22 protein-coding genes and 3 tRNA genes are annotated in these 21,476 nt (G+C 50.2%); 4 read left to right on the top strand and 21 right to left on the bottom strand.

Annotated features, from left to right (window positions below; genetic code table 11):
* Positions 1-110: 110 nt before the first annotated feature.
* Both JC793_RS05245 and gpmA read left to right on the top strand, forming a co-directional pair.
* Entirely contained in the window at positions 111-929 is an 819-nt protein-coding gene (locus JC793_RS05245) for a CPBP family intramembrane glutamic endopeptidase (RefSeq protein WP_218427699.1), read from the top strand.
* A gap of 237 nt (positions 930-1,166) precedes the next feature.
* Positions 1,167-1,919, top strand: a complete 753-nt coding sequence (gpmA, locus tag JC793_RS05240) for a 2,3-diphosphoglycerate-dependent phosphoglycerate mutase (RefSeq protein ID WP_046893725.1) — start codon at positions 1,167-1,169, stop codon at positions 1,917-1,919.
* A 238-nt stretch (positions 1,920-2,157) separates the two neighbouring features.
* Here the strand turns inward: gpmA and aroG are convergent, their stop codons facing one another.
* The 3 genes from aroG to pnuC form a co-directional block, all read right to left on the bottom strand.
* A complete protein-coding gene (gene aroG / locus JC793_RS05235; RefSeq protein WP_218427698.1) occupies positions 2,158-3,210 on the bottom strand; it encodes a 3-deoxy-7-phosphoheptulonate synthase AroG in 1,053 nt (350 codons plus the stop codon).
* A 198-nt stretch (positions 3,211-3,408) separates the two neighbouring features.
* The gene (locus JC793_RS05230; RefSeq protein WP_166707242.1) at positions 3,409-4,338 is read right to left on the bottom strand and encodes a DUF808 domain-containing protein; all 930 of its coding nucleotides are present in this window, start codon (positions 4,336-4,338) and stop codon (positions 3,409-3,411) included.
* Between the two features lie 88 nt (positions 4,339-4,426).
* Positions 4,427-5,128 (bottom strand): nicotinamide riboside transporter PnuC, encoded by a 702-nt coding sequence (pnuC, locus tag JC793_RS05225; RefSeq protein WP_218427696.1) that lies wholly within the window; start codon positions 5,126-5,128, stop codon positions 4,427-4,429.
* A gap of 225 nt (positions 5,129-5,353) precedes the next feature.
* Here pnuC and JC793_RS05220 point away from each other — a divergent pair, with 225 nt between their 5' ends.
* Entirely contained in the window at positions 5,354-6,235 is an 882-nt protein-coding gene (locus JC793_RS05220; protein WP_218427694.1) for an aminoglycoside 6-adenylyltransferase, read from the top strand.
* Between the two features lie 59 nt (positions 6,236-6,294).
* On the opposite strand, the gene JC793_RS05215 is transcribed toward JC793_RS05220, so the two are convergent.
* The 12 genes from JC793_RS05215 to JC793_RS05160 all read right to left on the bottom strand — a co-directional run bounded on the left by JC793_RS05215 (position 6,295) and on the right by JC793_RS05160 (position 14,342).
* Positions 6,295-6,370, bottom strand: a tRNA-Lys gene (locus JC793_RS05215).
* Between the two features lie 35 nt (positions 6,371-6,405).
* A tRNA-Lys gene (locus JC793_RS05210) sits at positions 6,406-6,481 on the bottom strand.
* Between the two features lie 25 nt (positions 6,482-6,506).
* A tRNA-Lys gene (locus JC793_RS05205) sits at positions 6,507-6,582 on the bottom strand.
* A 164-nt stretch (positions 6,583-6,746) separates the two neighbouring features.
* Positions 6,747-7,520 carry a cell division protein CpoB gene (gene cpoB, locus JC793_RS05200; RefSeq protein ID WP_046893719.1) on the bottom strand — a complete coding sequence of 258 codons (774 nt, stop codon included), beginning with the start codon at positions 7,518-7,520 and terminating at the stop codon, positions 6,747-6,749.
* Between the two features lie 9 nt (positions 7,521-7,529).
* Positions 7,530-8,024, bottom strand: a complete 495-nt coding sequence (gene pal / locus JC793_RS05195; protein WP_025153442.1) for a peptidoglycan-associated lipoprotein Pal — start codon at positions 8,022-8,024, stop codon at positions 7,530-7,532.
* 43 nt (positions 8,025-8,067) lie between these two features.
* On the bottom strand, positions 8,068-9,360 hold the full coding sequence (gene tolB, locus JC793_RS05190) for a Tol-Pal system beta propeller repeat protein TolB (RefSeq protein WP_046893718.1): 1,293 nt from the start codon (positions 9,358-9,360) through the stop codon (positions 8,068-8,070).
* A gap of 126 nt (positions 9,361-9,486) precedes the next feature.
* Positions 9,487-10,572 carry a cell envelope integrity protein TolA gene (gene tolA / locus JC793_RS05185; RefSeq protein ID WP_107680556.1) on the bottom strand — a complete coding sequence of 362 codons (1,086 nt, stop codon included), beginning with the start codon at positions 10,570-10,572 and terminating at the stop codon, positions 9,487-9,489.
* Positions 10,573-10,618: 46 nt separating this feature from the next.
* Complete coding sequence (gene tolR, locus JC793_RS05180) at positions 10,619-11,044, bottom strand: colicin uptake protein TolR (protein WP_004235659.1); 426 nt, start codon at positions 11,042-11,044, stop codon at positions 10,619-10,621.
* Positions 11,045-11,058: 14 nt separating this feature from the next.
* Complete coding sequence (gene tolQ / locus JC793_RS05175; protein WP_107680555.1) at positions 11,059-11,745, bottom strand: Tol-Pal system protein TolQ; 687 nt, start codon at positions 11,743-11,745, stop codon at positions 11,059-11,061.
* A complete protein-coding gene (gene ybgC / locus JC793_RS05170; protein ID WP_045138323.1) occupies positions 11,742-12,134 on the bottom strand; it encodes a tol-pal system-associated acyl-CoA thioesterase in 393 nt (130 codons plus the stop codon). The genes tolQ and ybgC overlap by 4 nt, the downstream gene beginning before the upstream one ends.
* Positions 12,135-12,551: 417 nt before the next feature.
* Complete coding sequence (locus JC793_RS05165) at positions 12,552-12,977, bottom strand: hypothetical protein (protein WP_218427692.1); 426 nt, start codon at positions 12,975-12,977, stop codon at positions 12,552-12,554.
* A 96-nt stretch (positions 12,978-13,073) separates the two neighbouring features.
* Positions 13,074-14,342, bottom strand: coding sequence for an MFS transporter (locus JC793_RS05160; RefSeq protein ID WP_247717323.1), 1,269 nt, complete (start codon positions 14,340-14,342; stop codon positions 13,074-13,076).
* 91 nt (positions 14,343-14,433) lie between these two features.
* On the opposite strand from JC793_RS05160, the gene JC793_RS05155 reads away from it, so the two are divergent.
* The gene (locus tag JC793_RS05155; protein ID WP_218427690.1) at positions 14,434-15,327 is read left to right on the top strand and encodes a LysR family transcriptional regulator; all 894 of its coding nucleotides are present in this window, start codon (positions 14,434-14,436) and stop codon (positions 15,325-15,327) included.
* 66 nt (positions 15,328-15,393) lie between these two features.
* On the opposite strand, the gene ybgE is transcribed toward JC793_RS05155, so the two are convergent.
* From ybgE to sucC, 6 genes are all read right to left on the bottom strand, one after another.
* Positions 15,394-15,678 (bottom strand): cyd operon protein YbgE, encoded by a 285-nt coding sequence (gene ybgE / locus JC793_RS05150; RefSeq protein WP_046893714.1) that lies wholly within the window; start codon positions 15,676-15,678, stop codon positions 15,394-15,396.
* 5 nt (positions 15,679-15,683) lie between these two features.
* On the bottom strand, positions 15,684-15,791 hold the full coding sequence (gene cydX / locus JC793_RS05145) for a cytochrome bd-I oxidase subunit CydX (protein WP_004235652.1): 108 nt from the start codon (positions 15,789-15,791) through the stop codon (positions 15,684-15,686).
* A gap of 13 nt (positions 15,792-15,804) precedes the next feature.
* Positions 15,805-16,947 carry a cytochrome d ubiquinol oxidase subunit II gene (gene cydB, locus JC793_RS05140; RefSeq protein WP_166707235.1) on the bottom strand — a complete coding sequence of 381 codons (1,143 nt, stop codon included), beginning with the start codon at positions 16,945-16,947 and terminating at the stop codon, positions 15,805-15,807.
* 14 nt (positions 16,948-16,961) lie between these two features.
* Complete coding sequence (gene cydA, locus JC793_RS05135) at positions 16,962-18,524, bottom strand: cytochrome ubiquinol oxidase subunit I (RefSeq protein WP_046893712.1); 1,563 nt, start codon at positions 18,522-18,524, stop codon at positions 16,962-16,964.
* An 801-nt stretch (positions 18,525-19,325) separates the two neighbouring features.
* Positions 19,326-20,198, bottom strand: coding sequence for a succinate--CoA ligase subunit alpha (gene sucD, locus JC793_RS05130; RefSeq protein ID WP_052926236.1), 873 nt, complete (start codon positions 20,196-20,198; stop codon positions 19,326-19,328).
* The gene (sucC, locus tag JC793_RS05125; RefSeq protein ID WP_046893710.1) at positions 20,198-21,364 is read right to left on the bottom strand and encodes an ADP-forming succinate--CoA ligase subunit beta; all 1,167 of its coding nucleotides are present in this window, start codon (positions 21,362-21,364) and stop codon (positions 20,198-20,200) included. The genes sucD and sucC overlap by 1 nt, the downstream gene beginning before the upstream one ends.
* Positions 21,365-21,476 lie beyond the last annotated feature (112 nt).

Here is a 21,476-nt window from a genome sequence, read left to right as displayed (position 1 = left end):
ATTAAGAATAATCTTATTATCCATTATTATCTGCCCGCTTTTTTTACTGGTGCATCGCGCACTTCTCTTTTACCCTGCGTCCTCCTTTTCTGATTTTCTGACACGATCCCATGACCTGGCTTTTACTTGCATTATCTCTGCTGTTGTTACAATTTCACCGGACGCTGTCACTGGCAGTGCTTCTGACCGCCACCATCAGTGCTCTGTTCACAGGCGTGATGGACTGGCACGCCCTGCTCACACTGTGGTTTGTGATCCTGCTGGCTGTTGCCCGGCCTTATACCGCACCGCGCTCATGGCCGCGCGCGCTGGTGACACTCATGGTGCTCACCGTTGCACTGGGACTGGCTTTTCATCTGCTGCCGGGATTTCATAACCTGCGCTGGATGCCGCCGGAAGCCGCCGGGCCGCACAGTCCGCCGTATTCATTCTGGCTGAATGCTGATAAAGCCCTGCTTCCGTTTGTTCTGCTGATTATCATTCCGCAGTTATTCGTCACCGCCCCGCTGCGTCCGGCGACCCGTCTGCGCTGGCTGCTGCTGGTTCTTGCTGTCCCTGCCTTACTGTTACTGGCAACGGCCCTTGGCGGGCTGGGATTTGAGCCGCATCTGCCTGAGTGGCTGCCGGTGTTTATCATGACGAATCTGTTGTTTGTTTCGCTGGCGGAGGAAGCCCTGTTCCGCGGGACTATCCAGCAGGTACTTTCTCGTTATCTGCCGCCTTATGCCGCCCTGCTGATCACCGCCGCAGTTTTCGGACTGGCGCATCTTGCCGGGGGGCCGCTGCTGGTGGTATTTGCCGGTCTGGCAGGTATTATCTACGGGCTTGCCTGGATGTGGAGCGGCCGGTTGTGGGTCGCAACCGCGTTTCACTTCGGTCTGAACCTTTGTCATCTGCTGTTTTTTACCTGGCCGTTTAAGGTGGCGTAAAAAACTGTTTTTTTCTGTGTATCAGACTTTGCATAAACATTTATAGCGGAATCGATTCAGTTTTAGTGTACACTATCCGGTAAACAGGACGGAATTGATGCTTTACGCACACGCCCGGGCGGAAATACCTGTACGGAAAGTTTGCCGAAAGGCGCCGGTGACCAATATAATGGGCAATGTGCCGGGTCTGTTTCAATTCTGAAACCCCCTATCTGAAACACAACAGGAGTTTACGCTATGGCAGTAACTAAACTGGTGCTTGTACGTCACGGTGAAAGTGAGTGGAACAAAGAGAACCGCTTTACCGGCTGGACTGATGTTGAGTTATCTGAAAAAGGCCGTGCTGAAGCACAAGAGGCTGGTCAGTTACTCAAAAAAGAAGGCTTCTCTTTTGATTTCGCCTATACCTCTGTACTGAAACGCGCTATTCACACGCTGTGGAATATCCTGGATCAGGTAAACCAGCAGTGGCTGCCGGTTGAAAAAAGCTGGAAACTGAACGAGCGTCATTACGGTGCGCTCCAGGGTCTGGATAAAGCAGAAACCGCAGCAAAATACGGTGACGAGCAGGTCAAACTGTGGCGTCGTGGTTTTGCTGTCACCCCGCCGGCACTGGAAAAAAGTGATGAGCGTTTCCCGGGCCACGACCCGCGTTATGCAAAACTGGCTGAAAGTGAACTGCCTGCAACTGAAAGCCTGGCGATCACCATCGACCGCGTTGTTCCTTACTGGACTGATGTTATCAAACCACGCGTTGCTTCCGGCGAGAAAGTGATCATCGCCGCACACGGTAACTCCCTGCGTGCACTGGTAAAATACCTGGATAACATGGGTGAGGATGAGATCCTCGAACTGAATATCCCGACCGCTGTGCCGCTGGTGTATGAGTTTGATGAAAACATGAAACCACTGCGCCGCTACTACCTGGGTGACCAGGATGCGATTGCTGCCAAAGCCGCTGCGGTTGCCAACCAGGGTAAAGCGAAGTAATCCGCTTTTTCCGGTGAAAAAAAACCCTGACATCGTCAGGGTTGAGATTGCTGACAAAGCAGGATAAAACGTGGTTTTTCCTGCTTTGTGTTATCAGCCGAAAATCAATAAATTGATTTTCCTGGTTTATTTTTACAACCTCTGTCGGTCGCCGCCAACCCCTGCGGGTTTGTCAACGGCCTGAAACCCTGACATTGTCAGGGTTTTTTATTTTCTGTCATCCGGGTTACCGGTGTTATCAGCTGCGGCGGGCTTTTACCGCATCGGAGAGCTGACGCAGCAGTGTCTCCGTATCTTCCCAGCCGATGCAGGCATCTGTCACGCTCTTGCCGTACACTAATGGTGCATCGCCTTCCAGATTCTGATTTCCTTCCTCCAGATGGCTTTCCACCATCACGCCCATAATGGATTTTTCACCACCGGCGATCTGCTGTGCCACATCGGTACTCACATCCATCTGACGCTTGTACTGTTTGCTGCTGTTGGCGTGGCTGAAATCTATCATGATGCGTGGTGCCAGACCGGCCTGTGCCAGCCCGTCTTTTACCGCACTAACATCTTCCGCGCTGTAGTTCGGCTTTTTACCGCCGCGCAGAATAATATGGCAATCACCGTTACCGGTCGTATTCACAATGGCCGAGTGTCCCCACTTGGTCACGGACAGAAAACAGTGCGGTGATCCCGCAGCATTAATGGCATCAATCGCCACTTTGATAGTACCGTCTGTGCCGTTTTTAAACCCGACCGGACAGGACAACCCGGAGGCCAGCTCGCGGTGTACCTGGGATTCGGTAGTACGTGCGCCGATAGCGCCCCAGCTCATCAGATCCGCCAGATACTGCGGTGTGATCATATCCAGAAACTCGCCGGCAGCCGGCAGACCTTTATCATTGATATCCAGCAGCAGTTTACGCGCAATACGCAGACCATCATTGATAGCGAAGGAGTGGTCAAGGTGCGGGTCGTTAATCAGCCCTTTCCAGCCGACCGTGGTGCGCGGTTTTTCAAAATAGACGCGCATAACGATTTCCAGCTCACCTTTCAGTGTGTTGCGCAGTGCCAGCAGGCGATCAGCATATTCAACCGCTGCTTTCGGATCGTGAATTGAGCACGGCCCGATAACGACCAGCAGGCGGTCATCCCGGCCTTCCAGGATTTCGTGGATTGCATGACGGGTGCGGCGAACGGTGTCTGCGGCAGTTTCAGTCGCGGGAAACGACTCTAATAACGCCACTGGTGGTAATAATTCCCGAATTTCTTTTATTTTTACATCATCGTTCTGATAGTTCATAACCCGTCTCTTCCGGTGTCCTGTTTCGTTATTGTCGTTATTTTAATCTAACTGCTTGTCAACAAGCTGTAAACAATTAGCTGTCACCGGAATTGAAATTAATTTTTCGCCCCGAAAATATTCAGATCAGCAGGACAAATTGTTATGAATCAGATGGAAAACAGCGGCTTCATCAGCCGCTGCCTGTGAGAGGGGTGTTTATGCCGTTAATCCCGTTTTAATACGTTTAATCACGGTAAACAGGAGGACAATCACCAGACCGGCAACGAGACCAAACAACAGATTAGCAACCGGCGGTGTCATAAAATGCAGTACGCCGCCAAATGCCGGTACCAGCGCACTCTGCTGAGCCAGGTTCTCAATCAGATTATGGATCAGCGGAATACCGTGTGTCAGGATACCGCCACCGACCATAAACATGGCGGCAGTCCCCACCACTGACAAGGTTTTCATTAGATACGGCGTGGCGTGGATCAGGCCGTCACCCAGCTTTTTCAGCAGCGCCGCTGATTTCTTTTGCAGGTAAAATCCCAGGTCATCAAGTTTAACAATACCGGCCACCAGACCGTATACCCCGATAGTCATAACCACTGCAATCAGTGACAGTACCACCAGCTGATTGATAAAAGGAGACGTGGCAACAATTCCGAGTGTGATCGCAATAATTTCCGCTGATAATACAAAATCAGTGCGGATAGCCCCTTTGACTTTGCGCTTTTCAAACGCGGCCAGTTCTTCCGGCGTCTGAAGATCTTCCGCCGGTGCCGTTTCACCGGATTCTCCGTCTGTTTTATGCAGAAATTTATGTGCCAGTTTTTCAGCACCTTCAAAACAGAGAAACGCCCCGCCGACCATCAGCAGCGGAGTGACCGCCCAGGGGGCAAAGGCATTGATCAGCAGTGCCAGCGGCACCAGAATCAGCTTATTGAGAAAAGAGCCTTTCGCCACCGCCCAGACCACAGGGATCTCACGTTCTGCACGAACCCCGGCCACCTGCTGCGCATTCAGCGCCAGGTCATCCCCCAGCACCCCGGACGTCTTTTTGGCGGCCATTTTGGTCATCACAGAGACATCATCCAGTACAGTTGCGATATCATCGAGTAGTGCGAGTAAGCTGCCACCGGCCACAGGAATTTCCTTTTGTTGCTGATTAATGAGAATCTGATTGTTATCAGACTCTCATTATAATCACCGGACTATTGTACGGAAAATAGTTTTACGACTGCTTCGCTGCTTTTATCCACATCCGCGAGCCGTTGAGTGCCACACCCAGCAGAATGATATATTCCAGTGACAGCGCATACACACCCTGGAGGGCATAGATAACAATACTGATGATATTAATCACCACCCACAGCAGCCAGTTTTCCACCAGCTTACGGGTCATCAGAATCATCGCCACCACAGACAGCACGGTCATTGCCGCATCCCAGAACGGGAAGGCATCAGGCAGCAATACCGGCATCGCCAGATCAGCCCCTGCGACATTCAGTATACTGACCATACTCTGCGCCAGCCACGTAAAGACCGGGTCGATAAAACGTGCCAGCAGTAAAATCGCCGCCAGTGAGACAGCGGCAATCACTGCGGTCTGCCGCAGCGGCATCCAGCGGATTTTCAGCTCCGCTTCTGCTTTCTCATTTTGTCTGGTCCAGGCATACCAGCCGTAGATATTGGCCGCGAAAAAGAAAATCTGCAGCAGAAGATTGGCATAAAGCTGAATCTGAAAGAAAATCACCGCAAACAGCGTGACATTAATCAGACCAAACAGATAGTTGATTGTTTTTTCCAGACTTGCCAGCCAGATACACAACAACCCGGCGGTCGCCCCCACAGCTTCAATCCAGGACAGAGCATAGGACCCCTCTTTCCAGTAAGGGATCACCACGAGAATATTATTGATATCAAAAAATTCCATTCCGCCACCCGCGCTAAGTAAATTTACCGAAGTTCACAGATAATTATCTGCCGCATGTTTATTGTAGTGTGTTTCACTCTGCCGTTTTCAGTGAAATCATCCCATGGTAACAAATTTTGTTTAATACACTAAACATAATAACGTTTTTTTAACCTGAGCACTCCCGCTATTTTTGATTATGACGTACTATCTGGCCAGTTATTAATTATATGAATGAGATGTGAAATGGAATCAATTGAGCAAATTATAAACACTATAATTTCTTTTGCCCTATTAGATCCCCGTATTGATGCGGTCATTATCACCGGCCCTGCGGCGCGTCAGGACCAGGCAGAGCGTTTTTCTGATATTAATACCGAACTGATTGGCAGCAACCCTGATGAACTGTTTCACGACAGCCGCTGGCTGAACCGGTTTGGTGTGCCGCTGATTATCCGTAAAGCGCTTTCCCATGAAAGCGATGGTGTCCGCCGGCCATGTTGTCAGGTGCTGTATGAGAAAGGCCGTAAAGCCGGTTTTATGCTGGCAGGACGTGAGCGTATTACACGGATGGCTGAACACGGGCTGGATAACATCTATCAGCGGGGTTATGCCGTTTTGCTGGATAAAACCGGTGTGACTGCCGGATTACCGGAGTATGCCGATCCTGCGTCTTTACTTACCCCGCCGGATCAGCAGACATTCCTGGAAAACTGGCAAAATTTCTGGCTGGAGGCATCACAAGTGCCGGTTTATTATCTGCGTAATGAAACCTGGACAGCCCGTCTGCGCGATGTCGCCATGAAACAGTGGCTGATCACCCTGCTGGAGTGGCATGTACTGCTCCGCAGTGACGGCACACAGGATATCTGGTATGCCGGACGCCATCTGAGCACCTGGCTGCCACCGGCCCTGTACGGCCGTTTTATGGCGACACTTGATAACCGTGATCGTGTCCGTGCCGCACGGGCTTACATGGCGATGCTGACGCTCTACCGCAATGTGGCGATCCGCGTAATTGATGCACAGAAATTTGATATTGATATAACGTTGGCAGATAAAATTATTGCACTGGTCACTGACCGGTTAAATACCGCTGATTTGCTGACGCAGGAAAATAAATCGTAACCGGCAGATAATCTCCGGTATGAGACCGGGGAGAATAAAACTCAGAGGGAAAGATACGATGGTGGGTCGTACAGGATTCGAACCTGTGACCAATTGATTAAAAGTCAACTGCTCTACCAACTGAGCTAACGACCCATCGTAATACTGCATACTGCGGAGGAGGTCTGAAATGGTGGGTCGTACAGGATTCGAACCTGTGACCAATTGATTAAAAGTCAACTGCTCTACCAACTGAGCTAACGACCCGTTTCAGATTTCGGGCAAAAGAGAATGGTGGGTCGTACAGGATTCGAACCTGTGACCAATTGATTAAAAGTCAACTGCTCTACCAACTGAGCTAACGACCCGTACTCTCTTGCCAACGGCACGATATAATACTGATTTATCCGGCCGGTGCAACGATTTTTTCAAATTAACTTATTCAAACGCTTATAATTCACTCACTTAGCCCCGGTTTGGTAAAAAAACCACCGGTCGGGGCTATACTCTGAGCAAAAAAATAAACCGGCTGTTATAAACCAGCCAGTTTTTTCTCAGCCAGTTTTGCACCGGAAGACCCCGGGTATTTTGCAACAACCTGCTGATAAATCGCTTTAGCTTTCGCTTTATCCCCTTTCTCCTGCATGATCAGCCCGACTTTATAGAAGGACTCTCCTGCTTTCTGGGATTTCGGCCAGTTTTTTACCACAGAAGCAAAATACGCCGCAGCGTCATCTTTTTTGCCTTTGTTGTAGTTCAGCTGACCTAACCAGTAATTGGCATTAGGAAGATAACCGGACTTCGGATAGCTTTGGATAAAACTCTGAAATGCGCTGATTGCACCATCGTAATCTTTGGTGTTCATCGCCAGGTTTACTGCAGCGTTATAGTCATCTTTCTCATTGCCCTTACCTGCAGTGGCCGGCGCAGATGTATTATCCGCAGAACCCGTACTGCCGGATGCTGCGGACGTATTATCTGTTGATGCGCTGCCGCCGCCGCTGAGCGAATCCAACTGTGAGAAAAGTTCGCGCTGGCGTTCTGTCAATTGATTCAGCTGGTACTGACTTTCCTGGATTTGCCCGCGCAGCATATCGATATCGCGCTGGTTATCCATGACTTGTTGCTGAAGTTGGGTTAATAACTGACCATGAGCGTTAGAAATACGCTCGAGCTGCGTAAGGCGGTCATCAGTGGAGCCTGAGCCGATATTGATGATGGGTGCCTGAGCAATAGCGGCCCAGGGGGCCGCTACACCTATCAATAACGACAGACTCACCATCAGGCGTCTGAAGTTACTTTTCATGTATATCTCTTAGTATACGATGACTGCACGACGGTTTTTAGCGTAGTCAGCTTCGGTGTGACCCAGAACTGCCGGCTTCTCTTTACCGTAAGAAACGATAGAGATTTGTTCGCCGTTCACGCCTTTACCCTGCAGGTACATTTTAGCTGCGTTAGCACGACGCTCGCCCAGCGCGATGTTGTACTCAGGAGTACCACGTTCGTCAGCATGACCTTCTACAGTCACTTTGTAAGACGGGTTGTTACGCAGGAATGCAGCGTGTGCATCCAGCATTTGCTGGAATTCAGGAGAGATATCGTATTTGTCGAAACCGAAGTATACGATATTGTTGTTCTGAAGTTCCTGCAGCTGCTGACGTGCCAGTTCTTCCGCAGACATACCAGCGTTTGCGCCATTGTCGACAGTGCCCGCATCAGTCTGGTCGTTTTTGTTAGAACTACACGCAGCAACAGCCAGAACAGGTAAAGCTAACATCAGCCCTTTAAGCACTTTGTTAAGTTGCATCTCTTTGATCCTTTTATAATTTGCCATACATATTTTTAATGCATCACAGATACGGCGACCAGGCAGGGAATTTTACCTGTCCGTCAGTCGCCGGAAGACGCGCTTTGAAACGCCCGTCGGTCGAAACCAGCTGCAATATAGTTCCCATACCTTGTGAGGAGCTATAAATAACCATAGTGCCGTTAGGTGCGATACTTGGCGTTTCATCTAGGAACGTATCCGTTAAAATCTGGAAATTGTTCGCTACTAGATCTTGTTTGGCGATATGCTGTTTCCCGCCGCCTGAACTGACCATTACCAGGAAACTGCCGTCAGCACTGACGTCACCATTCTGGTTCTGAGTCCCATCCCACGTCAGGCGCTCAGGCGCACCGCCATTAATCCCAACCTTATAGATCTGCGGACGACCAGCCTGGTCAGACGTGAACGCTAACGTCTGGCTGTCCGGGAACCATGCAGGTTCGGTGTTATTACTGCGACCATCTGTTACCTGACGCATCTGGCCTGAGCCGAGATCCATCACATACAGATTCAGACTACCGGTTTTTGATAACGCAAATGCCAGTTTGGTTCCGTCCGGTGAAAATGCCGGTGCACCATTGTGACGCGGGAATGAAGCAACCTGGCGCACCTGTCCGCTGGACAGATTCTGGATAACCAGAGCTGAACTTCCGCTCTCAAAAGTAACATAAGCCAGTTTCTCACCATCCGGTGACCACGCCGGGGACATCAGCGGCTCCGGTGAACGGTGAACGGTGAACTGGTTATAGCCGTCATAGTCAGACACACGCAGCTCGTGACGATAGTCACCGCTGTTCTTAACCACCACATAAGCGATACGTGTGCGGAATGCACCACGGATACCGGTTAATTTTTCAAAAACTTCATCACTGGCAGTGTGTGCGGCATAGCGCAGCCACTGTTTGGTGACTTTAAACTGGTTCTGTGCGAGTACGCTGCCCGGAGCACCTGAGGTGTCCACCAGCTGATAACTCACCAGATAATTGCCGTCAGCACCCGGCTGAACCTGGCCGACAACAACTGCATCAATACCTAACGCGGTCCAGGATTCAGGAACCACTTCAGACGCGGTGCCCGGTAACTGCGGCATACGGTTAGGATCGATAGGATTAAATTTTCCGCTGTTACGCAGATCCGCTGCAATAATTGCACCGACTTCTTCCGGCACAGTACCGCCGCCGGCGACCTGGAAAGGCACGATTCCGATAGGACGTGCTGAATCAACGCCCTGAGTAATCTCGATACGAACTTCAGCCTGAGCAACCGTCGCCCACAGCATCAGAAAACCGAGCATGTATTTCACTGCCTGCTTCATTCTCTCTCCCTCGTTGCACCAATGCCCGCATCAAACCCATATTTTAACAAACGTTCATAACCAAAACCAGATACCCTGTTAAAAACTATCACAGGATATAACAGGTTACTGACGCTGTTTTGCCATTTATTCCGGTTTAAAGTCCAGTTTAGTATTTTTAAACTGCTGCCAGACCGATTTACTCGGCGGAGCAGGAATACGAGCCTGTTTGGCCGCCGCGAGAGCTGCCTGACATAAACCGTCATCACCACCGACCGCATTCACACTGATAAGTGTTCCCTTATCAGTGATATTAATTTCCAGCGTACAGGTTTTACCGCGGTACATATCCGCATTATAAAACTTCGCCTGAATCGCTAACCGGACCTGCGCGATATAACCGTTCATATCGCCATCCGAATTTGTTCCGCTTTTCTTGCCACCGCCCTGACCAGCCGCGGATGCACCGCCGCTTTCTGTGCCCGGTGCGTTGGATGCCAGTCCGCCGAGGAGATCATCCACTTCACTGGCCTGTTTTTTCGCTGCGGCTTTGGCTGCTTTTTCTTTAGCCGCTTTTTCTTTGGCGGCTTTTTCAGCTTTAGCGGCTTCTGCTTTGGCGGCTTCTGCTTTAGCTGCTTCGGCCTTGGCGGCCTTTTCCTGAGCCGCTTTTTCTGCTTTGGCTTTTTCTTCTTCAGCGGCTTTCTGTGCGGCGGCTTTTTCGTCAGCCTGTTTCTTCGCCAGCGCCTGCTCTTTAATCACTTTTTCTTTTTCAGCCTGAGCTTTGGCTGCGGCTTCTTCCGCCAGCTTCTGCTCTTCTTTGGCTTTCTTCACGGCTTCCTGAGCTTGTTTTTGCTGCTCTTCAGCCTGTTTTTTCTGATCTTCAACTTTTTGTTCAGTTTTCAGGCGCTCTTCTTCGATAGCTTTTAAGCGCTCCTGCTCACGCAGTTCTTTCTGACGTAATTCTTCTTCCTGCTGCTTCGCTTTTTTCTCGCGCTGCGCCTGAGCCTGTTTTGCATTGGCCTGCTGCTGTTGCTGCTGGTTAAAGTTCTCAACCATGGCGTTCGGATCAACCATAATCGCATCGATCACCTGACCGCCTTCACCGCCGCCGGTCAGCCCTGATTTGGTTACAAACGATCCCCAGATCACAAGCGCAATCAGCAAAAGATGCAACACCACAGAGGTGATGACAGAACGATTTAATTTATCTTTACGCTCTTTCAGCTTTCCCACGCTTAATTCCCTAACCTTCTGAGTGAAAACATCTGCATAACAAACCTTACATCGGCTTCGTCATCAGGCCCACAGATTTCACTCCGGCCTGTTTCAGAATATTCAGGCCATTAATAATCTCTTCGTAAGGCACATCTTTGGCACCGCCGACCAAGAAAATAGTCTTCGGATCTTCAGCCAGATACTGTTTTGCCGCAGCAATGATCTGCTCTTCCGGCAGCAGTTCCAGACGATCCTGCTTCACCACCAGGGTGTAACGGCCGACACCGGAGACTTCCAGAATCACCGGCGGATTATCATTAGTGGAAACGGACTGAGAATCGGAGGCATCCGGCAGATCCACTTCCACGCTCTGACTGATGATCGGCGCTGTTGCCATGAAGATCAGCAGCAACACGAGTAACACGTCCAGTAAAGGAACGATGTTAATTTCGGATTTCAGCTCCCGCCGGCGTCCGCGATGACGTGCCATGATAATCTCCTGCCTTATTTCTTATCAGCAGTAGCAAAGGCCTGACGGTGTAAAATCGCCAGAAATTCTTCGCTGAAGTTGTCGTAGTTCTGTTCTAATTTATTCACGCGCTGATTAAGACGGTTGTATGCCATAACAGCAGGAATCGCCGCAAACAGACCGATTGCCGTTGCAATCAATGCTTCCGCGATACCCGGCGCCACCATCTGTAACGTTGCCTGTTTTACCGCACCCAGTGCGATAAAGGCATGCATGATCCCCCAGACAGTACCGAACAGACCGATGTACGGGCTGATCGAACCGACAGTTCCGAGGAACGGAATATGGTTTTCCAGGCTTTCCATCTCACGGTTCATGGAGATGCGCATAGCACGTGCCGCGCCGGTTTCCACCGCCTGCGGAGAGTGTACATTCGCCTGATGCAGGCGGGCAAATTCCTTGAAACCGGAGTAGAAAATCTGCTCTGTGCCGCTCAGTTCATCACGGCGCGCCTGGCTTTCTTTATACAGGCGGGACAGTTCGATTCCTGACCAGAATTTGTCTTCAAACGCTTCTGCTTCACGGGTGGCGGCATTCAGAACTTTGGTGCGCTGAATAATAATGGCCCACGAGGCAACAGAAAAGCCCAGCAATACCAGCATGATAAATTGCACGAGGTAACTTGCTTTCAGGAATAAATCCCAGATATTCATGTCAGTCACTGCTTAAACTCCGCGACAATAGACTCAGGAAGCGCTACCGGCTTCATTAAAGAAATATTCACGCAGGCGACCAGTACCTCTGCGCGACATAAAAGAGTTCCGTTTTTATGCATAAGTGTCTGCGTAAATGTCAGAGACGCACGACGGATGTCCGTGATCTCACTGCGTACCTCTAACAGATCGTCTAACCTTGCCGGATGGTGGTAATCGATAGTTAATTTGCGGACCACAAAGCCGAGCTGCTCTTCCAGCAGACGCTGCTGGTGAAAGCCCCGTTCCCGTAACATTTCGGTTCTGGCACGCTCAAGAAATGCCAGATACTGCCCGTGGTATACCACACCACCAGCATCGGTATCTTCGTAATAAACCCGTATTGGCCAACTGAACATTGAATATCCCGCAACTTACCTTTATCAGACAACATGCTTTGCAAACTATACGTGAAGAGCAAACGTATTGAAAATGCTTAGTTCGTAAAGATAAGAAAAGCCCGTTTGTCCGCGCGCTAATCATACTCGCCTTTATCCAACACGCAAGCCCCTGAAGGGCTCGGGATGAAAAAATATTTTGTTACGTATTACAATACCTTAGAGGCGTTATTTTTTGCTTCTAAAGCTATCATTAAACACTTATTAAAAGACATTTTTCCTCATGAATATGCAAAAATCCGGAATTATCCGGATTTTTGTGCTACCGATTTATTTACAACATACTCTAACTTATTGTAATTCCATAAATTAAATCGCCTTATCTTTATTTTATGAAAACAGGTTTTCCGTCCGGATTTACCGGCTGAAAACCCGCTTTTACTTATCTGTGGTGTTTTCTGCGGACAATGGCGTTTCATGTAAATAATGCCACAGCCAGTTATTGTTATCTCCCCGGCGCAGAATAACCAGTGAGCGCCGCGATGTGGTGCTTCCGGCAAAGTGCTGCGTCTCCTGATAACGCACTGATATGGTGTTTTCTGTCAGGCTGATACACTGATATTCTGCCGTTTCAATCGGTGCTCCCTGCCTCTTACCCTGTATACGGGTAAACATCTCTGTCACCGCCGCGAGGTCGATTACCGCCCCGCTGATCCCGGTCATGGAAAACTCAGGTGTGAAGTGGGTCAGCAGCTCAGACAGTGCCGACTGCCCTTCTGCCCCGGAAACCGTAAATGTCTTAAAAATAAGATCATGAACACGATGAATCTCGTCACAGGCCTGCTGAAACATACTGTTAGTCACGGATAATCTCCTTTGCGGGTTTAAGTGATGTGCGGTACTGCGGGCGGAACAGAAAAATCAGGGGGATAAGCCCGGCCAGTGCGCCCCCCAGAAATGTCAGCGCAAATGCCTGTCCGGGAAAATGGTGTTCAGCGTCTGATATAACGTCATCATGACAGCCGCCCCGATGCTGAACACCACCTGGCGGTTGATATTCCAGATCACACTGGCTTTATTCAGTTGCGCGCCCTGAAAGTCATACAACGCGGTAGTTTGTGCACAATTTGCCGCAATACCGCCGCCGGTGCCGGTCAGCAGATAAATCAGACCGATCAGATACAGCGGCGTATGACTGTCAGTCAGTGCGAACAGTGCGATACCACCGCTGTGCAGCAGCAGGCTGATAATAAACAGTCGTCCGGCGCCGATCCGGTTATACACCGCACCGCTGATCAGCATCGCTACCATCGCACCTGCCGCATACAGCAGCATAAACGACCCGGTAACCGCTGTTGTCAGGCCGAGAACCGTGGTCAGATAAAAAATGGCAAGGATATTCGCACCGGTAAATACGCCGGGCACCGCGTAATACACGGCGACAGAGAGCCACAACCGGGTATTTTTCAGCAGGGATAAATCAATAATAGCCTGAGGTGTCTGCCGGTAGTGACGGTAGTATCCCAGGGCACTGAGCAGCATCAGCGCACCAAGTGCCAGCGCTCCGGCAATATTGTGATATTCCCCGTATAAAGAGAGGGCTATCAGGAGTGACGCCAGTGTCAGGCTGACCAGAAGCAGCCCTTTGAGATCCGGTGCGTCTCCGGCGTTTGTTTTCGGTTCACGTATCCAGCACCAGGCCAGTAGTGCGGTGAAGAGTGCCACCGGCGCGTTGACGTAAAAAACAGGCCGCCATCCGGCCAGATCAACAATAATTCCCCCTGCCATCGGGGAAAGTGCCGGCGCAATCAGCGCAATCATCATAATAATGGTGGAGATTTTGCTTCGCTCACGCCCCTGAAAATACTGAAAGGTCAGTGACTGCCCGGCCGGGATCAGCAATCCGCCAGCCACGCCCTGTAAAAAACGCCAGAAAATCAGCGAAGCAAAAGATTCCGCACTGCCTGCCAGCACGGCTGCCGCCGCAAACAGCAGCATAGAGGCCGTCATCAGTTCCCTGATCCCGAAACGCGCCGCCAGCCGCGGGCTGAGCGGGATAATCAGTGTCAGCCCGAGAATATAACTGTTTGCCACCCAGGTCACTGACAGGGATGTAACCTGCATGGCCTCTGCAATCGCAGGCAGTGTGATGGCGGACATAAAGATATTGATACAATCAATAAAAAAGCCCAGTAAAAAAATCAGGGCGATACGGTAACGATAAGTCATGGTTTCCTCCGGCCAGCAGTGTAAAAGCAGTTGACCACAGCCGTCTATGCATCAAAATAGACAATACTGTTTGAAAAAACGAAACAATCCTATGCTGACATCCGTTGAGAAGATCAATACCTTTATCTATGTTGTGGATACCGGTTCCTTTACCCGGGCTGCTGCACGCCTGAATCTGAGCAAATCGGTGGTCAGCCTGCATATCAAAGCGCTGGAATCCGAACTCAGCACCACGCTGCTGCACCGGACCACCCGGCAATTTACCCTGACAGAATCCGGTCAGGCGCTGTATCAGCAATTCAAACCGTTGTTACAGCAGTTTGACAGTGCGATGGATGCGGTCAGAACAGGGACGATGCAACCTCAGGGCCCGCTGAGTTTCAGTGCCGCCGCCGAATTCGGCGGTCAGTTTCTGCTTCCGCAGTTACCCGCCTTTATACAACGCTATCCGCTGATCAGGGCGGATTACCGTGTCGATCACAGTCTGAGTGATTTGATTGCCCTGAAACTGGATGTGGTCTTCCGGCTGGGCACGCTGAGTGACAGCGGTCTGCGGTTCCGCAAACTGGCTGATTTTCCGGTCTGTTATGTGGCAACGCCTGAATTTATCCGGCAGCACCGGATAACGGAAAACAGCGATCCCGCCGCCCTGCCCTTTATCGCCAACAGTAATCTCACCGCCCGTTTCAGCCGTCGTCCGCATCTTCCTGCCCCGGATAACCGGGTGTTTATCTCTAACTCAATTCAGGCGATCCGTACTATGACACTGGCACATCAGGGTTACAGTCTGCTGCCGGTCTGGTATATCCGGGAGCAACTGACTGAGGAAAAACTTGTTCCGGTATTCACACACCAGCCGTTACCGGATCAGAGCATTAATATGGTGTTTCCGCCCGCAGCGCATCTGCCGCAAAAGACCAGGGTATTTATTGATTATTTTGCCCGCTTTTTTGCCGGTAATACCGCATTACTGCGCTATCCGTGAACCGGGGCGAAAACAGAAAAGAAAAAAGCCGTTCAGATGAACGGCTTGTTGTCATAAACGTTTATATCAGCTGAAAAAATGATAAAGGCCGTAACCCAGAATCACCACCGCCGGAAGCGGATGGAAAATAATCTTCCAGATTGTGCGCTCCGGACGGAATGCCGTACCGAAAATTGCACCGCTGCATACTGCCCAGATCATCAGCAGTCCCTGCCAGATCTGTAATGAACTGGTGTTTGCCGCAAAACGCGACGGGTCCCAGATCACACACAATGCCAGCCCCAACGCCATTACAAGGACAAGGGCCCGTAAGGGACCCTTATCCAGTAGTTGGTAAGACTTATTCAGCATCAGTCTTACTCGCCTGACGCGGCTTTATCTTCGTGATGCTCAATAGCCAGTGCTGCAATAACAGCAATGCTGCAGGCCAGGAGCGTTCCGAGGATCCATGCAAAATACCACATATTCGTCTGCTCCTTAGTACAAGCTATGTTTGTTATCTTCGATGAAGGACTTATCAAGACGCCCTGCCATCTTCACGTAACACCAGATGGTGTACAGGAGAACTGTCGGAACGAAGATAATCGCAACAACCGTCATTACCTGAAGTGTAAACAGGCTGGAAGTCGCATCCCACATGGTCAGACTGACGTTCGGGTCGATGCTTGAAGGCATAACGAACGGGAACATCGCTGTACCGCAGGTCAGGATCACACCGGCAATTGTCAGTGCAGAGAACAGGAATGCCCATGCACCTTTATCCATTGCAGTGAACATCACAACCAGCAGCGGAGACGCCAGACCAATAGCAGGCAGGATCCACAGGATCGGATAAGCATTGAAGTTTGCCATCCATGCGCCTGCTTCCTGTACCACTTCTTTGGTCACCGGGTTAGAAGCACCGAAGTGGTCAATGTCAGACACGACACGGAAGCCTTCAATACCGCCCCACATCAGCCATGCACCGGCAACTGCGAACAGAACAAATGTCAGCAGAGCAGTAACACTGGTAGCTTTACGCACACGCGCATGCAGATCACCGGTGGTACGCATCTGCAGGTAAGTCCCGCCGTGCGCCACGATCATCATCAGGCTGATTAAACCGGCTAACAGACCGTACGGGTTCAGCAGACCGAAGAAACTCCCTGCATAAGACACCTGCAGCTGAGAGTTAACTTCTACCGGCACACCCTGTAACAGGTTACCGAATGCCACACCGATCACTAATGACGGTACGAAACTGCCGATAAAGATACCCCAGTCCCACATACCACGCCATTTTGGTGATTCCAGTTTTGAACGGTAGTCAAAACCGACCGGACGGAAGAATAATGCCGCCAGTACCAGAATCATAGCGATATAGAAACCGGAGAATGCCGCCGCATAGACCATCGGCCATGCTGCGAACAGTGCACCACCTGCGGTGATAAGCCATACCTGGTTACCATCCCAGTGCGGTGCGATTGCGTTAATCATGATACGGCGTTCAGTATCACTTCTGCCGATAACACGCAGCAGAACACCAACGCCCATATCAAAGCCATCAGTTACAGTGAAGCCAATCAGCAGTACGCCAATCAGGATCCACCATACAAACCGTAATATTTCATAATCAAACATAAGTGGGCTCCTGTTTACTTAGCGTCTTGTGCCGGGGACGTTTCGAAATGATAACGGCCGGTTTTTAAGCTGCTTGGACCAAGACGTGCAAATTTGAACATCAGGAACATTTCAGCAATCAGGAATAAGGTATACAGGCCGCAAATCAGCGCCATAGAGAACAGAATGTCTCCGGCTGCCAGATGTGACGTTGCATATGCTGTCGGTAATACTTCACCGACTGCCCATGGCTGACGGCCATATTCAGCAACGAACCAGCCCGCTTCAACACCAATCCACGGTAACGGCAGGCTGAGGAAAGCAGCACGCAGCAGCCATTTTGATTTGCCGATACGGTTGCGCAGTACACTCAGGAATGACAGACCCAGAACGATCAGCATCAGACCACCGGCTGCCACCATCAGGCGGAATGCCCAGAACAGCGGTGCAACACGCGGGATAGAGTCTTTGGTTGCTGCCTGAATCTGCTCTTCAGTTGCCTGACCGACGTTGTCGGTATAGCGCTTCAGCAGTAAGCCGTAACCAAGGTCTTGTTTGCTCTGATTAAAGGCATCACGAATTGCCGGGTCGGTATTACCGCCACGCAGCTGCTGTAACAGATCATACGCCACCATACCGTTACGGATACGGGCTTCGTGCTGCACCATCAGGTCGCGCAGGCCGAGAACCGGAGTATCGATAGAACGGGTGGTGATAATCCCCATCAGGTACGGAATTTCAATCGCAAAACTGTTTTCCATTTTTTCCTGATTCGGGAACGCAATCACGTTAAATGATGCAGGTGCAGGCTGAGTATGCCATTCACCTTCAATCGCGGCGAGTTTGGTTTTCTGTACGTCACCCATTTCATAACCGGATTCATCACCCAGCACGATAACGGATAACACAGCAGCGATACCAAAGCTTGCTGCAATCGCAAAAGAGCGTTTTGCAAATGCGATATCACGGCCTTTCATCAGATACCACGCACTGATAGACAGTACGAAGATCGCACCGGTACAGTAACCGGCCGCTACTGTATGCACAAATTTAACCTGTGCAACCGGGTTGAGAACCAGTTCGGAGAAGCTCAGCATCTCCATACGCATGGTTTCAAAGTTGAAGTCAGCAGCAATCGGGTTTTGCATCCAGCCGTTTGCCACCAGAATCCACAGTGCAGAGAAGTTGGAACCGAGCGCAACGAGCCAGGTCACCATCAGGTGCTGTTTCTTGCTGAGACGATCCCAGCCGAAGAAGAACAGACCCACGAAGGTGGACTCGAGGAAGAATGCCATCAGACCTTCGATTGCCAGAGGCGCACCGAAGATATCACCGACATAGTGAGAGTAGTATGACCAGTTTGTCCCGAACTGGAACTCCATAGTCAGACCGGTAGCAACACCCAGAGCGAAGTTAATACCAAATAACTTACCCCAGAACTTCGTCATATCTTTATAGATTTGTTTACCGGACAGGACGTATACCGTTTCCATGATCGCTAACATGAAGGACATCCCTAATGTTAGCGGTACAAATAAGAAGTGGTACATCGCTGTTAAGGCAAACTGTAATCGCGACAGTTCGACAATATCAAACATCTTGACTCCTTGCTCCTAGCAGGAAGACACCGACATGCGGCAACCCAAGCTTTCCTGAAGAAAGAAAGCAACATAACTACCAGCAATAAATGCCTCTAAATGCAATAACAAATTAGTAACAAAAAAACACCTAAATAGACACCCTAATAATAGTACGCTTATATTTGCACACAATAAACTGCTTTTGCGTGATTCAGATTGGAATTCTGAGGATATATCAAATAATGCACAGCGTAGTCATTTTCGGCTATTTTGATCTGCCACAATTTAAACAAATCACCGAAATAATTCCAGTGCAATAGATTGATTTACGTCAATTTTTCCTCGCCGTGTTAATTAAAATCGCATATATGGTAATTGAGTTGCTTTATTGTTAATGCAATGTGCACACAAACACAACCAAACAGAAAAATACCAATAATATATGCTCTTTTCATTAACGTTTTATTTTCATCAGCATTTCTGGTTAATTTCATGAGCCCGATAATTCAATTATAAATAAATTATCACTAAAACTGTTATTGTCTGTTTGTATTAACACAGAGCAATAATCATTTCCGGCTTAAAAATTAAGTATAAATCAAGATGATAAAAACGCCCTTTTATACCTGAGACTTTTTGCTGTGTAAACGATACAGCAAGCGTTTTGGCTTAATTCAGAAAATTGATTAAAAGGACAGCAATGGAGGGAACAGCTGCGTAAAAATACGCAATATGACAGATACAGCTGAATTGTGTTCAGATCAAAAAACAGCCGGAAGCAGCATCAGGCCTGCCCCGGCTGTATAAAAATGCCCGGAATTATTTACCCAGGATCGCTTTTACCGCATCACCGATGTCAGCCAGACTGCGGACAGTCTTCACACCGGCAGCTTCGAGTGCTGCAAATTTCTCATCCGCAGTACCTTTTCCGCCCGCGATAATCGCCCCCGCATGACCCATACGCTTGCCTTTCGGTGCAGTCACACCTGCGATATAAGCCACAACCGGTTTGGTGACATGATCTTTGATGAAGGCTGCCGCTTCTTCTTCCGCGCTGCCGCCGATTTCACCGATCATCACAATCGCTTCTGTCTGCGGGTCGTTCTGGAACATACGCAGGATATCGATAAAGTTAGAGCCCGGAATCGGGTCACCGCCGATCCCCACACAGGTGGATTGTCCCAGACCGGCATCAGTGGTCTGTTTCACCGCTTCATAGGTCAGCGTACCTGAACGGGAAACGATCCCCACTTTGCCCGGCAGGTGGATATGTCCCGGCATAATCCCGATTTTGCATTCACCCGGGGTGATAACGCCCGGACAGTTAGGACCGATCATCCGCACACCGGCTTCGTCCAGCTTCACTTTGACTGTCAGCATATCCAGGGTCGGAATACCCTCAGTGATGGTGATAATCAGCTTGATGCCCGCATCGATCGCTTCCAGGATGGAATCCTTGCAGAACGGTGCCGGAACATAAATAACAGAGGCGGTAGCACCGGTGGCTTCCACCGCGTCACGCACGGTGTTAAAGACCGGTAAACCTAAATGTGTTGTACCGCCTTTGCCCGGTGTCACACCGCCGACCATTTTGGTACCGTACGCAATCGCCTGTTCAGAGTGGAAAGTCCCCTGGCTACCTGTGAATCCCTGACAGATAACTTTGGTGTTCTTATCGATTAAAATAGACATTATTTCGCTCCCACTGCTGCAACAACACGTTTCGCAGCATCCGTCAGGCTGGTTGCCGCAATAATATTCAGACCACTTTTCGCCAGTTTTTCCGCACCCAGTTCCGCGTTGTTCCCTTCCAGGCGCACAACCACCGGCACACTGACGCCGACTTCCTCAACCGCACCGATAATCCCGTCTGCAATCAGGTCACAACGGACGATCCCGCCGAAGATATTGACGAATACGGCTTTAACATTTTCATCGGACAGAATGATTTTAAAGGCTTCTGTAACGCGTTCTTTGGTTGCGCCGCCGCCGACATCCAGGAAGTTTGCCGGCTCACCGCCATGCAGCTTGACGATATCCATGGTGCCCATCGCCAGACCGGCACCGTTCACCATACAACCGATATTGCCGTCCAGCGCCACATAGTTCAGTTCCCATTGCGCAGCCTGTGCTTCGCGGGCATCTTCCTGTGACGGGTCATGCATTTCACGCAGTTCCGGCTGACGGTACAGGGCGTTGCCGTCAATACCTAATTTACCGTCGAGGCAGATAAGTTCGTCCTGAGTGGTGATAACCAGCGGGTTGATTTCCGCCATCGCCAGATCACGCTCCAGGAACATGGTTGCCAGTCCCATAAAGATTTTGGTGAACTGACTGACTAATTTACCGGTTAAGCCCAGTTTAAACGCCAGCTCACGCCCCTGATACGGCATCGGGCCGGTCAGCGGGTCAATCACGGCTTTGTGAATCAGTTCCGGTGTTTCATGTGCCACTTTTTCAATTTCGACACCACCTTCGGTGGAGGCCATAAAGACCACACGGCGCGAACCGCGATCCACCACGGCTCCCAGATACAGCTCTTTGGCGATATCTGTTGCCCCTTCCACCAGCACCTGATGTACAGGCTGTCCCTGTGCATCTGTCTGATAGGTCACCAGACGCTTGCCTAACCACTGTTCGGCAAACGCACGAATTTCATCTTTGCTCTTAACCAGTTTCACACCGCCCGCTTTCCCGCGGCCGCCGGCATGAACCTGGCATTTGACGACCCACGGGCCGCTGCCGATTTTGGATGCTGCTTCTTCCGCTTCACGGGGTGTGGAGCAGGCATAGCCTGCCGGTGCAGGTAAACCATACCGGGTGAAGAGTTGTTTTGCCTGATACTCGTGTAAATTCATGATGTTCTATCCATAATTTGTCTGATGAGAGCGGGCTCTCTTATTGTTGTTGCCTGGATAGCGCCGGTTTCCCGGCGCAGGGACACAGATTCACTGTCGCGAGTTCAGCCGG

The organism is Morganella morganii, from assembly GCF_019242955.1.
Taxonomy (GTDB): Bacteria; Pseudomonadota; Gammaproteobacteria; order Enterobacterales; family Enterobacteriaceae; genus Morganella; species Morganella sibonii.
This window is presented reverse-complemented; position numbering and strand designations above follow the sequence as displayed.